The sequence below is a fragment of the Rathayibacter sp. VKM Ac-2928 genome (assembly GCF_022815545.1).
Lineage (GTDB): Bacteria > Actinomycetota > Actinomycetes > Actinomycetales > Microbacteriaceae > Rathayibacter > Rathayibacter festucae.
In genome coordinates this window covers 1,191,789-1,205,696 of the sequence record NZ_JALGRU010000001.1, presented here as the reverse complement: position 1 = coordinate 1,205,696, position 13,908 = coordinate 1,191,789, and the positions used below count along the sequence as shown (strand labels likewise).

Here is a 13,908-nt window from a genome sequence, read left to right as displayed (position 1 = left end):
AGTAGCCCCGCAGCGGCGTATCGAGACCCACCGTCATCAGCAGGGCAGGTCTGCAGACTCCTGTCCTGGCGCGGGCGGATCTCGATACGCCCGCTCCGCGGGCTGCTCGATCAGCATGCGTGGGGTCATCCACCATCGACAAGGTGCTCTGCTCCGGGAGACCCGCCTACCCCAGCACCTCCGCCGCCAGCTCCAGCAGCGCCAGATCCGCCCCGCGCGGCCCGACCAGGCACAGCCCCACCGGCTTGCCGTGGACGCTCAACCGCGGCACCGACAGCGCCGGATACCCGCCGATCCCCGCGAGGCAGGTCAACCCGAGAGTCGCCGTCCGAGCCGCGTCGATGACCTCGGCCGACGCGTCGAGCGCCGGCGCCACCGACGACGCCGACGGCAGCAGCAGCACCCGCCCGCCGAGCGCCGCGTCGAGCTGCTCGCGGAACCCCGCGACACGCTCCCGCGCCGCCGCCTCGGTGTAGGCATCGGTCCGCGCCGCCGCGTCGAACCGGCCCTGCACGTCCGGCGCCAGCACGCCCGGGTGCGCGGTGACCCAGGCACCGTCCGACGCCCACGCCTCCGCGGCCTGCACGAGCCGGAACGCCTCGAACATCTCCGCCACCGGCGGCAGCGCGATCCGCTCCACCTCGAGCCCGTCGACCACCGCCGAGAACGCGGTCGCGACCGAAGCGTCGACCCTCTCGAGCAGCGCCTCGGCCACGACGAATCCACTCACCGGCGACTCCGCAGGCCCGGTCAGCGCGACCGCGGCGACCTTCCGCAACGTCTCGAGATCCCGCGTCAGCCACCCCACCGTGTCGAAGCTCGGAGCGAGCGGAAGCAGCCCCGCGACCGGCACCGCGCCGTGGGTCGTCCGCAGCCCCCAGAGCCCCTGGTACGAAGCGGGCACGCGGATCGACCCCGCCGTGTCCGTGGCGAGCCCGACCGCCGCCTGCCCGAGCGAGACCGCGGTCGCGGGTCCGCTCGAGGAGCCGCCTGGGATCGCCCCCGGGACCGCCGGGTTCGGCGGCGTCCCGTAGCCCGAGTTCCGCCCCGCGATGCTGTACGCGAACTCGTCGGTCTGCGCGATCCCGCGCACCGATGCCCCCGCGCCCAGCAGCATCGCGGCGGCGGGAGCGGTGGATCGCTCGACCTCGGCCTCCGCCAGCCGCACGGGGATCCCCGCGCCGATCCGCTGCCCCTCGATCGCGAACAGGTCCTTCACCGCCACGTCCAGCCCGTCGAGCGGCCCCGACGCGGAGGCGGGCACGAGCGGCGCCCCGACCGCCCGCCACACCCGCACGTCGAGCGCCGGCGCGGGCGCCTGCACCTGCGCGGCGCGCACCCGCCAGGTTCCGGAGTCCCGCGTCCACAGCTGCGTCACCAGCCCGCGCCCCCCGCGGGCCGGCAGGTTCACCGTCACGACCAGCGCGTCGTCCGCCCCGAGGGCCCGCACGTGCAGCTCCGCGAGAGCCCTCGGAGGGGTCCCGCCGCGCCGACCGCGGAACCCCGTGATCGCCTCGTGCCCCACGAGCAGCCCGGAGGCGTCGCCGCGCAGCGTCGTCGGCTCTCGGACGAAGGCGTCGGCGAGCGCCGGCACGTCGTCGGCCGCCAGCGCGGCCTCGTAGGCGAGCACCGCGTCGACGAGCCCGTCGGGCAGCTGCCCCTCCAGTGTCGTGACGCGCGGATCAGGGCCGTCCTGCTCAGTCATCGAAGTCCGCCGTCCGCACGCGGGCGTGCACGCCCTTCACCAGGTCGACGACCTGCGAGATGTTGAAGTCCGTCGCGGCACTGAGGTACGCGTAGGCCAGGCTCGCGTCCATTCCGTAGCGGGCCTGGAGCAGCGCGATCGCCGCCCGCACGCAGTTCTGCACCGCGACGTCGAGGTCCTCGTCCATCCCGGTCGGCACCAGGAACTCGGCCGTCTCGCCGAGCGGCCCGGCGATCTCGCCGAACGCGGCGAGCGCCTCCGCCCGCGGGATCACCTCGAAGCGCACCCGCACCCGCAGGCTCGCCTCCATCGCGGTCAGCGCGACCTCGCCGTCGCCCTGCGCGAAGTGCGGGTCCCCGACGTAGGCGAGCGCCTCCGGCACCTGCACCGGCAGGTACACGCTCGTGCCCGCCGTGAGCAGCGAGATGTCGATGTTGCCGCCGTGCGCGCCCGGGGGCACGGAGTGCGGCCGCTCGTCGCCCGCCACCGCGACGCCCATGATCCCGAGGAACGGGTGCAGTTCGAACCGCGCCGAGCGCTCACCGCCCGGGGTCAGCGGCAGCACGCCCCGCCGGATGCCGTCGACGCCCTCCTCCACCCGAGCGAAGGCGCTGAACGGGCCGGCAGCGAGCGGGTACTCCCCCGGCAGCGCGCCGCGCCCGTGCCGGTTCGAGATCACGCCGTACGGGACGCGCGGCTCGGCCTCGAGCAGCGTCATCCGGAGCAGATCGCCCGGCTGCGCGCCGCGCACCGCGATCGGCCCGGTCACCACGTGCGGCCCGTCGACGGCGGTGTCGCGGAAGGGCCCGGCCGCGGCGAGCTCGATCGCGTCGCGCAGCACCCCCTCGGGAGCCACACCGTGCGCCCCGAAGAACGCGACCGGATCGCGCCCCTGATCCTCCAGAACCCCCTCGTGGCTCAGCGTGTCGATGACGACCTCGGCACCGGAGTCCACGGTGAGCACCGCCCGGTCGCTCGCGCAGGGCAGCCGCCCCCACAGCACCGATCCCGGACCGGCCGGCAGGTACTCGACCCCCTCCGGAAGTCCCTCCCCGGGCTGCACCGCCCACACCGCCGACCGCTCCTGCGCAGGCCGCCCCTGCGCGTCCCGCCTCTGCACGTCCTGCACGATGGCCGCCTCTCCGCGCGGGCCCGCCCCGCACTCCGTCCGACAGTAGCGGCGCCGTGTTGCGCCCTCGTGTCCCGGCCGCCCGCCGCATCCATGGCAGTATCGGCCCCGCACCACCCTCGCTCCCTCCCGCGAGATGCCACTTGTGCACACGACACGCCGACGGAGGCGCTCACAAGTGGCATCTCGCGGTGCCCGCCCACCCCTCCGACGACAGGACCCCCGTGTTCCGACGCCTGCGCACGCGCACCGACAACGTCCACCTCGGCCTCATGCTCGCCCTGACCTTCTCGACCGGCATCATCGACGCCGTCGGCTACCTCGGCCTCGACCGGGTCTTCACCGGCAACATGACCGGCAACGTGGTCATCCTCGGCATGGCGCTCGCCGGCGCCGACGACCTCCCCATCGTCGGCCCGATCATCGCCCTCGCCGGCTTCATGCTCGGCGCCGCGATCGGCGGCCGCGTCCTGCGCCCGGTGAAGGCCGGCTGGACCACCCGCTCCTCCTGGCTCTTCACCGTCGTCGGCCTGCTGATGGCCGTGCTCGCCGTCGTGCTCGGCGTCGTCCCCGAGCACCCCGAGCTTCTCGCCCTCACCGTCACCGGCGTCCTGGGCCTCGCGATGGGCCTCCAGGCCGCGACCGCCCGCCACATCGCGGTCAAGGACGTCACCACCGTCGTCGTCACCTCGACCATCACCGGCCTCGCCGCCGACTCCCGACTCGGCGGCGGCAAGGGCCAGCCCTGGTTCCGCCGCGCCACCGCCGTCGTCCTGATCGCCGCCGGCGCCGGAGTCGGCGCCCTGGCACTGAATGTCGGCCTCTGGCTCGGTCTCGCGATCGCCGCCGCGATCACCCTGATCGCCTCGCTCCTCGGCCACCTCCTCGCCCACGTCAAGCACGCCATCCCCGCGGAGGAGAAGGCCGCGGCCTGACCCGGCTCGACCCCGCCCTACAGAGCGGGCCGACGCAGAACATCAGCCAGGAGTCCTGCTCATCGCCCATCAGCGCTGACCTGCCACCTCAGCTGATGTTCTGCAGCGGCTCCTCCATCGGAGGCAGCGCCGACCGAACCGGAGGTCGCACCGCTCAGCGCGGTGCGCGCTGGCAGTGCGGGCAGAGGTGCGACGAGCGGTTCATGAACGGCACGCGGACGATCGGCTCGCCGCAGCGCGGGCAGGGCTTGCCGGTCCGGCCGTAGGCGTTGAGGCTGTGCGAGAAGTAGCCGGAGGCGCCGTTCACGTTGACGTACTGGGCGTCGAAGCTGGTGCCGCCCTCGGCCAGGGCGCGCTCGAGCACCGAGCGGACCTCGGCGAAGAGACGGCGGATCCGCGCCTCGGTCAGCGACGAGCTCGGCGTCTCGGGGTGCAGCTCGGCCGCCCAGAGCGACTCGTCCGCGTAGATGTTGCCGATGCCGCTGACCAGCGTCTGGTCGAGCAGGGAGCGCTTGATGCCGCTGTTCCGGCGGGCCAGCACGCCGAGGACCGCGGAGAGGTCGAAGAACGGGTCGAGCGGATCGCGGGCGATGTGCGCGACCTGCGAGGGCACGGCGCGCAGCCAGTCGCCGTCGACCGCGTCGTCGCCGGCGTAGCCGCCCGGAGCACCGTCCGCGGTGGGAGCCAGCGAGTCGATCGCCATCGAGCCGAAGATCCGCTGGTCGACGAAGTGCAGCGCCAGCTCGCCGTGCTCCGGATGCTCGATGCCGATCCGGATCCGGGTCAGCTTCGCGAGAGCCGCGTCGGCCGTCCGCAGCAGCACCTGCCCGCTCATTCCGAGGTGCACGAGCAGCGCCTCGTCGCGACCGGCCGGCAGCCAGAGGAACTTGCCGCGCCGCACCGCGCCGCGCAGCCGCCGCCCGACGAGCAGCCCCTCGAACGAGCCGAGCGGGTGCACATGGCGCTTGAGCGAGCGCTCGTCGACGATCTCCACACTCGTCACCAGCGAGCCGGTGACGGCGGGAGCGAGCCCGGCCCGCACCACCTCGACCTCGGGCAGCTCGGGCACGGTCAGCCCTCGATCGGAGCGGCGGGCGCCGCGGGCGCGACCGGCTCACCCGGAGCCGTCGCCGAGAGGCGCGTCCAGGCGTCGAGAGCGGCGGCCATCTCGGCCGCCTTCTTGCTCGTCCCCTCGCCGCGCGCCGTGACGAGCCCGCCGACGACGACGGTGGCGACGAAGACCTTGCTGTGGTCCGGTCCGGTCGCCGCGATCTCGTAGCGGGGCGCGGGCGCACCGCGCTCGGCCGCCGCCTCCTGGAGGCTCGTCTTCGGGTCCATCGAGACGCCGAAGCGCAGCGGATCCGCGGTCAGCGGGGCGATCAGCCTCAGCACGAGATCGCGCGCGGCGTCCGGGCCGGTGCCGAGGTAGACCGCGCCGATGATCGCCTCGACGGTGTCCGCGAGGATCGACGACTTGTCGCGGCCGCCGGTCATCTCCTCGCCGCGGCCGAGGCGGAGGTGCTCGCCCAGGCCGATGCCGCGGGCGATCTCGGCCAGCGCGACCGTCGATACCAGGCTCGCCCGGCGCTTGGCCAGGTCGCCCTCGCTCAGCGCGGGGTACTCGGTGTAGAGCATGACCGTCACGGCCTGCCCGAGGATCGAGTCGCCGAGGAACTCGAGGCGCTCGTTATGCGGGAGGCCGCCGTGCTCGAAAGCGAACGACCGGTGCGTCAGGGCGAGCTCGAAGAGCTCACCATCGAGGCTCACGCCGAGCGTGGCCTCCAGACGCGACCGGTCGTCGCTGGAGGGTGTGGCAGAGGTCTGGTTCACCATGGACCGCACGGCTCGTGTCGCGGAGCGACGCGGAGCCGAAGGGACTGGATCAGACGTTCGCGACCTTGCGGCCCTTGTACTCGAGGAACAGCGCGGTGCCCGCGGAGTCCTCGACGACCTTGGCGCGGTGCGGGAGGCTGTAGACGGTCTTGCCGTTCTCGACGGTCTTCACCAGGGGCGGGACCTCCGCCTTCCACTGCGAACGACGAGCGTGGGTGTTCGCGCGGGACTTCTTCCTCTTGGGAACAGCCATGATTCTCTCTTCTCTAGCTCGGTCGGATCAGGCGGGGCTGATCAGGTTCGGTCGTCTTCGGTGCGCGGCTCGGCGCCGGCACCACTGTCTGCGGAAGCTCCGGGCGCTGCGGCCCCACCGGTCCCCGACTCGCCCAACCCGGCGAGCGCGGCCCACCTGGAGTCGCGCGGAGCCTCGGGCTCGGACACGGAGGACTCGGCCAGCCGCTCCCCCGTGACAGGGTCGAGGCCCGGACAATCCGGCCGGCAGACCGGCTGGAACGGCAGCGACAGCACCACCGCATCCCTGACCAGAGGTTCAAGATCCACGTGGTCGTCGTGAACCTCATAGTCGAAAGCTTCGTCAGAAGAGTACGCGAAAAGTTCCTGGAACTCGACATCGACAGGCAGGGAGATGTCGGTGAGGCAGCGGCTGCACTCGCCGACGGCCTCCGCGGACACCTGGACGCTGGCCAGGATGCCCTCGTGCACCGACTCGATCCGGACGTCGAGATCGAGCGGCGCGCCCTGGCGGACGGCGACGATTCCCTCGCCGAAGGCCTCGGGCGCCTCGAGGTCGAGACGGTGCTCGCGCATCTCCCCCGGGCGGTTCACGATGTCGCGCACGTTCACGGTGAACGGCGTCTTCTTGAAAGTAGTCACGAGGATCGAGCCTAGTCCCCCGCGCCACGCCCGGGCGGAGGTCCGGCGGATCCCGCCGACACCCCGCACCCTCACTCCTCAGAAGATGCGGCCGAGTACGCGGAAGTTGCGGTAGCCGGGATCGACTACCGCAACTTCTGCGGAGTGGAGAGGGTGGTCAGTGGGAAAGGACGCGTCAGGCGCCGCCCTCCTGCAGGGTCACCTCGATCGGCTCGTAGTCGGCGCCGCTGGTGTCGACGCCCTCGTCCGCGAGCTCGGCGAGCGCCTTCTCGACGTACTCGTTCGAGTAGGCGGTCTCCGGCGGGTCCTCGCTGATGATGGTCGCGCCGGTCTCGTTCTCCGTCGTCTTGGCGATGTCGACCGTCTGGTCCCAGGCGGCCTCGTCGATCATGCCGACGCCGTCGGTCGAGGGCCAGATCAGCTTGTTGACCTCGTTGGTCATCCAGAGCTGGTGGCTCGTGCCGAGCGTGGAGCCGGCCGCGGTGACGATGTCCGCCGCCTCCTGCGGGTTGTCCTTCGCGTAGATCCAGCCCTTGATCGACGCCTTGATGAAGGCGACGGTCTGCTCGGCGTAGGCGTCGTCGCTCGAGAGCTTGTCCGCGTCGGCCCAGATCGCGTCCTGCAGCATCGCGGTGCCGACGTCGTTCCAGCTGATCACGTTGAGGTCGTCCGGCGTGTACAGCTCGCCCGTGTCGGGGTTCACCGTCTCGAGGACCTGCGCGTACTCGTTGTAGGTCATCGCCTGCGCGGCGTCGATGTCGCCGGCGAGGAAGCCGTTCATGTCGAAGAGCTGCTGCACGAGCGAGATGTCGCTGAGCGCGACGCCGTCCTTCTGCATGCCGGCGAAGAGCTCCCACTCGTTGCCGTAGCCCCAGCTGCCGACCTGCTTGCCCGCGAGGTCGGCGGGCGAGGTGATGCCCTTGTCCTTGAACGAGATCTGCGTGGTCGCGCTGCGCTCGAAGATCTGCGCGACATCGGTGATGTTCGCGCCGTTCTCGATCGAGCCGAGCACCTTCGGGACCCAGGAGATCGCGTAGTCGGCGTCCCCGGAGGCGAGGACGTCCTGCGGCACGATGTCGCCGCCGCCCTCGGCGATGGTCACGTCGAGGCCCTCGTCCTCGTAGTAGCCCTGGTCGACGGCGGCGTAGTAGCCGGCGAACTGGGCCTGGGCGACCCACTGGAGCTGCAGGGTGACGGGGGTGAGATCCCCGGAGTCCCCCGAGGCTCCGGAGCCGGTGTCACTGGTTGCGCTGCAGCCGGTGAGCGCGAGGCCGACGGCGGCGAGCCCCGCCGTGGTCGTCATCGCGATGCGCGTGCGTCTGTTCACTGTTCCTCCTGGTGCGGTGCGGTGCGGGATGCGGCCCGGACGGGCCGTCAGTGCCGTGGTGCGGATGGAGCGGTGGAGCGGATGGAGCGAGTGCGGTGGTGCGAGTGCAGTGGTGCGGGTGGTGCGTTCGGGTGGTGCCGAAGTGCCCGTCCGGCGCGAGCCGGCGGGAGTCGAGGGGCGCGTCTCAGCGCGCGTGGCTGCGCCGCAGCGCGAGCGCCTCGAGGCCCGCGGTGACGCAGTAGAAGACGAGGCCGACGAGCACGGCGCCGAGCACGTAGGCGTAGGCCAGCGCGTAGTCGCTGCCCGACGCCGCCGAGGTGATCGACTTGCCGAGGCCCCCGATCGGCCCGCCGAAGTACTCGGCGACCAGCGCCGAGATCACGGCGAGCGAGGAGGCGATCCGCAGTCCGGTGAAGAAGAACGGCACCGCCCCGGGCAGCGTGATCGTCCGCGCCGTCTGCCACGGCGAGGCGGCGTAGGCGCGCATGAGATCGCGGTGCACGGGAGCAGCCTGCCGGAGCCCTCGCAGCGTGTTGACGTACACCGGCACGAAGACCGCGAGCGCGGCCACGAGCTGCCGCGCCGTCTCCACGTTGGCGCCGAACATCGTGTAGAGCACGGGGGCCAGTGCCACGATCGGCACGACGGCCGCGGCGGCGACGATCGCCGCCGTCAGCCCGTCGAAGACCCGCACCAGCGCCGACACCGCGGCGACGAGCACCGCGAGCACCGCCCCGGCGACGAGCCCGATCAGCGCGTTGCCGCCGGTCACCCGGCTCCCGGCGAGGACCGAGCCGGCGTTCTGCGCGAACTCCGCCCCGATCGCGAGCGGCGACGGCAGCACGAACGGCTGCACGTCGAGCGCCGCGACGCCGACCTGCCAGAGCAGCAGCGCCGCGACGCCGAGCACGAGCGGCGCGACGACCGCCCGGGCGAGCGCGGGGCTGTTCACCGGTTCTCCACCCCGCGCGGCACAGCCGCGGCGTCGCCGTGCAGCAGCTCGCGCACGGCCCCGACGTCCGAGAAGAACGCCGCGTCCTCGCGCACCCCCGCCTCGCGCTCGGAGGAGTCGGGCAGCGCGATCCGCAGCACGTCCCGGATCCGTCCAGGCCGCGGCGACATCACCACGACGCGGTCGGAGAGGAACACCGCCTCGGGGATCGAGTGCGTCACGAAGACCACGGCGGCCCCCGTCTCGCTCCGGATGCGCAGCAGCTCGGTCTGCATCCGCTCGCGGGTCATCTCGTCCAGGGCGCCGAACGGCTCGTCCATCAGCAGCAGCCGGGGGCTCTCGGCGAGGGCGCGCGCGATGGCCACCCGCTGCTGCATCCCGCCGGAGAGCTGGTCGGGGTAGGAGTCGGCGAAGTCGCCGAGCCCCACGAGCGCCAGCAGCTCGTCGACCCGCGACCGGCGGGCCGCGGTGCCGACGCCGTGCAGCTCGAGCGGCAGCGCGATGTTCGCGCGGATGCTCCGCCAGGGCAGCAGCCCCGCCTGCTGGAACGCGATCCCGTACTCCTGGTCGAGCCGCGCCTGCCGCGCCGTCTTGCCGAACACCGAGATCGTGCCCGAGGTCGGCTCGTCCAGGTCGGCGATCAGGCGCAGCAGCGTCGACTTGCCGCAGCCGGAGGGCCCGATCAGCGACACGAACTCCCCCGCGGCGATCTCGAGCGAGACGGTGTCGAGCGCGATGACGCTCGTGTTCTTCTTCGTGGTGAACGTCTTGGTGACGGAGTCGACGACGACGGCCGGTTCGGCAGCGCTCATGCGGGCTGCTCCCCTCTGCGGAACGGACGGAGGGCGGTGCCGATCAGGCCGACGACGCCGGCGGCCGCGAGGCCCACCAGCACCGCGCCCAGGATCGGCGCCCAGGGCTTGGCGGGGTCTCCCCCGGCGGAGGAGGCGAACTCGATGATCATGCGACCGATGCCGCCGCGCAGGCCGATCGAGACCTCGGCGACGACGGTGCCGATCACGGCGCTGACGGCACCGAGCCGCAGCGCCGGGAGGAGGAACGGCACGCTCGCGGGCAGGCGCAGCCGCAGCAGCGTCTTCCACCAGCCGACGCCGTAGACGCGCATCAGCTCGACCTGGTGCGCCGACGGCGCGTTGAGCCCGCGCAGCGCCCCGATCGAGACGGGGAAGAAGGCGAGGTAGGAGGCGATCAGCGCCACCGACATCCAGTTCTCCCAGGTGAACGCGCCGAGCTCGAGCTGCGAGCCCCAGCGGCGCACCAGCGGTGCGATCGCGATCAGCGGCACCGTCTGGCTCAGCACGATCCACGGCAGCACCGCGGACTCGGCCGTGCGGAAGCGCTGCATCAGCACGGCGAGCAGCAGCCCGACGACCACGCCGACGACCCAGCCCACGGCCGCGACCCCGAGCGAGAAGGCGCTGGCCTGCAGCACAGCGAGCCAGAGCACCGGGGCGTTGCGGGCGCCGGTGATCGGCTCCGCGAGCCGGCCGGCGATCTCCCAGAGGTGCGGCATCGCGATGGCGCTGGTGCGCGGGAGCACGGTGACGCCCTGGATCACGACGCCGGTCTCCGGCCCGAGGGCCTTGTAGACCTCCCAGAGCACCGCGAGCAGGAGCAGCCCGGCCGCGCCGAGCAGGACCCCGCGCGTCGCGGCCGGCGACCTCATGCCTTCGCCACGATGTGCGGGCCGAGGGCCGGGATGACCCGCTCGCCGTACACGCGCAGCGTCTCCTCCTTGTTGTCGTGCTGGAGGTAGCCGGCGAACTGCGTGACGCCGATCTCGGCGAGCGCCGTCAGCTTCGCGATGTGCTCGTCGGCGGTGCCGAGGACGCAGAAGCGCTCGACGATCTCGTCGGGCACGAACGCGGTGTGCGAGTTGCCGGCCCGCCCGTGCTCGTTGTAGTCGTAGCCCTCGCGCCCGGCGATGTAGTCGGTCAGTGCCTGCGGGACGGCGCCGCTCGTGCCGTAGCGGCCGACGATGTCGGCGACGTGGTTGCCGACCATCCCGCCGAACCAGCGGCACTGGTCGTACATGTGCGCGCGGTCGGTCCCGATGTACATCGGCGCCGCGACGCAGAACTGCAGCGACTCCGGGTCGCGGCCGACGTTCGCCGCCGCGTCCTTGACCGTCTGGATCATCCAGCGCGCGATGTCGAGGTCGGCGAGCTGCAGGATGAACCCGTCGCCCGTCTCCCCCGCCAGCTTGAGCGCGAGCGGCCCGTAGGCGGCGACCCACATCTCCAGCGAGGAGCCGCGGCTCCACGGGAACTGCAGGGTCGAGCCGTTGTACTCGACCGAGCGGCTGTTGGCGAGCTCCCGGATGACGTGGATCGACTCCCGCAGGGTCTTCAGCGTGGTGGGAGCACCGCCGGTGACGCGGACGGCGGAGTCGCCGCGGCCGATGCCGCAGACGGTGCGGTTGCCGTACATCTCGTTGAGGGTCGCGTGCAGCGAGGCGATGACGGTCCAGTCGCGGGTCGCCGGGTTGGTCACCATCGGGCCGACGGTGATCCGGTGGGTCTTCTCGAGGATCTGCGAGTAGATGACGTACGGCTCCTGCCAGAGCAGGTGCGAGTCGAACGTCCACGCGTAGTCGAAGCCGTAGGTCTCGGCGAGGACGGCGAGCGCGACGGTGCGCGAGGCGGGCGGGTTGGTCTGGAGGACGACTCCGAAGTCCATGGGGCTTCCTTCGTTGCGGTGGGAAAAAGATGACTTCAGGTCAGATCAGATACTGCGAGAGACCTCGCTTGATGTATTTGCCGTCGCCCTTGGTGCCGATGTAGTCGCCGGAGTCGACGACGACCTTGCCGCGGGAGATCACGGTGTCGACGTGGCCGTCGATCTCGAAGCCCTCCCAGGCGGAGTAGTCCATGTTCATGTGGTGGCTGCGGCCCTCGCCGATGCCGATCGAGGTGTGCCCGTTCGGGTCGTAGACGACCACGTCGCCGTCGGCCCCGGGCTGGATCACGCCCTTCTTCCCGTACATCCCGAACATCCGCGCCGGAGTGGTCGAGGTGAGCTCGACCCAGCGCGGCAGCGAGATCTGCCCGGACACGACGCCCTGATACATCAGGTCCATCCGGTGCTCGACCGAGCCGATGCCGTTGGGGATCTTCGAGAAGTCGCCGACGCCCATGTCCTTCTGGCCCTTCATGCAGAAGGGGCAGTGGTCGGTGGAGACCATCTGGATGTCGTTGGTCCGCAGCGACTGCCACATGTGGTGCTGGTGCCCCTCCGCCTTCGAGCGCAGCGGCGTCGAGCACACCCACTTCGCGCCCTCGAAGCCCGGTGCGCCGAGCTGCTCCTCGAGCGAGAGGTAGAGGTACTGCGGGCAGGTCTCGCCGAACACGTTCATCCCGCGGTCGCGGGCCTGCGCGATCTGCTCCACCGCCTGCTTCGCCGACACGTGCACCACGTAGAGCGGCGCGCCGGTGAGGTCCGCGATCATGATCGCCCGGTGCGTCGCCTCCTCCTCCGCCTGCCACGGCCGCGAGGTGCCGTGGAAGTAGGGCGAGGTGTTGCCGGCGGCGAGCGACTGCTTCACCAGCTCGTCGATGATCGCGCCGTTCTCGGCGTGCATCATCATCATCGCGCCGTTCGAGGCGCCCTTCTGGAACGCCCGCAGGATCTGCCCGTCGTCCGAGAGGAACACGCCCTTGTAGGCCATGAACAGCTTGAAGCTGGTCACCCCCTCGTCCATCAGCTCGTCCATCGCCACCAGGGACGAGTCCTGCACGTCGGAGAGGATCTGGTGGAAGCCGTAGTCGATCGCGCAGTTCCCGGCCGCCTTCTCCTGCCAGGCCTGGTAGCGGTCGACCACGCTCTCGCCCGGGTACTGCACGACGAAGTCGACGATCGACGTGGTCCCGCCCCAGGCCGCGGCGCGGGTGCCGGTCTCGAAGGTGTCCGAGGCGAAGGTGCCGCCGAACGGCATCTCCATGTGCGTGTGCGCGTCGATCCCGCCGGGGATGACGTACTTGCCGGTCGCGTCGATCACGCGGTCGACGTTCGCCGCGAGGTCGAAGCCCAGCAGCGTCGAGCCGGGCGCGAGCACCGCGGCGATGGTCTCGCCGTCGATCAGGACGTCGGCGGTGGCGGTGCCGGTCGCGTTGACGACCGTGCCGTTCGTGATGAGGGTCTTCATCGATGCTCCTCGGTGGTTCCGGTGCTGCGGCGGTCGCGCGGTCAGGACGTCGGCGGTCAGGGCTTCGGGATGCTCGTGTACGAGTCCGGCCGGCGGTCGCGGTAGAACTGCCAGTCGTCGCGCATCTGCTGCACCATGTCGAGGTCGAGATCGCGGATCAGGATCTCCTCGCTGTCGCCCGAGCCGCGCTCGCCGACGAAGTTGCCGCGCGGGTCGATCACCTGGCTGGTGCCGTAGAAGTCGACGGCCAGCTCGCCGTACTCGTTGTCCTCGCGGCCGACCCGGTTGGGCTGGAGCACGAAGTAGCCGTTCGCCACGGCGGCGCACGGGCCCTCCACCTCCCACAGGCGGTTCGAGAGGCCCGGCTTGGTCGCGTTCGGGTTGAACACCATGTGCGCGCCGTTCAGGCCCAGCTCGCGCCAGCCCTCGGGGAAGTGCCGGTCGTAGCAGATGTAGACGCCGACCTTGCCGACGGCGGTGTCGAAGACCGGGTAGCCGAGGTTGCCGGGGCGGAAGTAGAACTTCTCCCAGAAGCGGTCGAGGTGCGGGATGTGGTGCTTGCGGTACTTGCCGAGGATCGTGCCGTCGGCGTCGACGACCACGGCGGTGTTGTAGTAGACGCCGGTGATGTCCTCCTCGTAGATCGGCAGGATCATCACCGTGCCGAGCTCCTTCGCCAGCGCGGCGAAGCGCTGCACGATCGGGCCGTCGGCCGGCTCGGCGTAGCGGTAGTACTTCTTGTCCTCGGTGATGCCGAAGTACGGGCCGTAGAACAGCTCCTGGAAGCAGACGATCTGCGCTCCCTGGGCGGCGGCGTCGCGGGCGAACTGCTCGTGCTTGTCGAGCATCGACTCCTTGTCGCCGGTCCACGTGGTCTGGGTGATCGCTGCGCGGACGATGGTCATCGGTACCTCCATGCTTCGGTCGGCCCGGTCGAGGCTCCGCCGAGGTCCCGCGAGACGCGGGAG

At 71.5% G+C, this 13,908-nt stretch carries 14 protein-coding genes; 1 reads left to right on the top strand and 13 read right to left on the bottom strand.

Going from position 1 to position 13,908, the window contains the following annotated elements; all coding sequences use genetic code 11:
• Window positions 1–166: 166 nt before the first annotated feature.
• A complete protein-coding gene (locus MT350_RS05635) occupies window positions 167–1,705 on the bottom strand; it encodes an AtzH-like domain-containing protein (protein WP_243599082.1) in 1,539 nt (512 codons plus the stop codon).
• Complete coding sequence (locus tag MT350_RS05630; protein WP_243599294.1) at window positions 1,698–2,825, bottom strand: acetamidase/formamidase family protein; 1,128 nt, start codon at window positions 2,823–2,825, stop codon at window positions 1,698–1,700. The genes MT350_RS05635 and MT350_RS05630 overlap by 8 nt, the downstream gene beginning before the upstream one ends.
• 233 nt (window positions 2,826–3,058) lie before the next feature.
• On the opposite strand from MT350_RS05630, the gene MT350_RS05625 reads away from it, so the two are divergent.
• Window positions 3,059–3,769 (top strand): YoaK family protein, encoded by a 711-nt coding sequence (locus MT350_RS05625; protein WP_308197314.1) that lies wholly within the window; start codon window positions 3,059–3,061, stop codon window positions 3,767–3,769.
• 154 nt (window positions 3,770–3,923) lie between these two features.
• Here the strand turns inward: MT350_RS05625 and mutM are convergent, their stop codons facing one another.
• The 11 genes from mutM to MT350_RS05570 all read right to left on the bottom strand — a co-directional run bounded on the left by mutM (window position 3,924) and on the right by MT350_RS05570 (window position 13,845).
• Window positions 3,924–4,838: a bifunctional DNA-formamidopyrimidine glycosylase/DNA-(apurinic or apyrimidinic site) lyase gene (gene mutM / locus MT350_RS05620; RefSeq protein WP_243599081.1), complete on the bottom strand. Its 915-nt coding sequence runs from the start codon at window positions 4,836–4,838 to the stop codon at window positions 3,924–3,926.
• Between the two features lie 2 nt (window positions 4,839–4,840).
• Window positions 4,841–5,602, bottom strand: coding sequence for a ribonuclease III (gene rnc / locus MT350_RS05615; protein WP_123732146.1), 762 nt, complete (start codon window positions 5,600–5,602; stop codon window positions 4,841–4,843).
• A gap of 49 nt (window positions 5,603–5,651) precedes the next feature.
• Window positions 5,652–5,855 carry a 50S ribosomal protein L32 gene (gene rpmF / locus MT350_RS05610; RefSeq protein ID WP_123445680.1) on the bottom strand — a complete coding sequence of 68 codons (204 nt, stop codon included), beginning with the start codon at window positions 5,853–5,855 and terminating at the stop codon, window positions 5,652–5,654.
• A gap of 41 nt (window positions 5,856–5,896) precedes the next feature.
• Window positions 5,897–6,496: a DUF177 domain-containing protein gene (locus MT350_RS05605; RefSeq protein ID WP_372487848.1), complete on the bottom strand. Its 600-nt coding sequence runs from the start codon at window positions 6,494–6,496 to the stop codon at window positions 5,897–5,899.
• A 175-nt stretch (window positions 6,497–6,671) separates the two neighbouring features.
• Window positions 6,672–7,823: an ABC transporter substrate-binding protein gene (locus MT350_RS05600; RefSeq protein ID WP_243599080.1), complete on the bottom strand. Its 1,152-nt coding sequence runs from the start codon at window positions 7,821–7,823 to the stop codon at window positions 6,672–6,674.
• A gap of 184 nt (window positions 7,824–8,007) precedes the next feature.
• Window positions 8,008–8,775 (bottom strand): ABC transporter permease, encoded by a 768-nt coding sequence (locus MT350_RS05595; protein ID WP_243599079.1) that lies wholly within the window; start codon window positions 8,773–8,775, stop codon window positions 8,008–8,010.
• On the bottom strand, window positions 8,772–9,587 hold the full coding sequence (locus MT350_RS05590; protein ID WP_243599078.1) for an ABC transporter ATP-binding protein: 816 nt from the start codon (window positions 9,585–9,587) through the stop codon (window positions 8,772–8,774). The genes MT350_RS05595 and MT350_RS05590 overlap by 4 nt, the downstream gene beginning before the upstream one ends.
• Entirely contained in the window at window positions 9,584–10,462 is an 879-nt protein-coding gene (locus MT350_RS05585) for an ABC transporter permease (protein ID WP_243586615.1), read from the bottom strand. Before MT350_RS05585 ends, MT350_RS05590 begins: the two co-directional genes overlap by 4 nt.
• The gene (locus MT350_RS05580) at window positions 10,459–11,475 is read right to left on the bottom strand and encodes a TIGR03842 family LLM class F420-dependent oxidoreductase (protein ID WP_123735494.1); all 1,017 of its coding nucleotides are present in this window, start codon (window positions 11,473–11,475) and stop codon (window positions 10,459–10,461) included. The genes MT350_RS05585 and MT350_RS05580 overlap by 4 nt, the downstream gene beginning before the upstream one ends.
• A gap of 40 nt (window positions 11,476–11,515) precedes the next feature.
• On the bottom strand, window positions 11,516–12,940 hold the full coding sequence (hydA, locus tag MT350_RS05575; RefSeq protein WP_243599077.1) for a dihydropyrimidinase: 1,425 nt from the start codon (window positions 12,938–12,940) through the stop codon (window positions 11,516–11,518).
• Window positions 12,941–12,996: 56 nt separating this feature from the next.
• The gene (locus tag MT350_RS05570) at window positions 12,997–13,845 is read right to left on the bottom strand and encodes a nitrilase-related carbon-nitrogen hydrolase (RefSeq protein ID WP_123445673.1); all 849 of its coding nucleotides are present in this window, start codon (window positions 13,843–13,845) and stop codon (window positions 12,997–12,999) included.
• Window positions 13,846–13,908 lie beyond the last annotated feature (63 nt).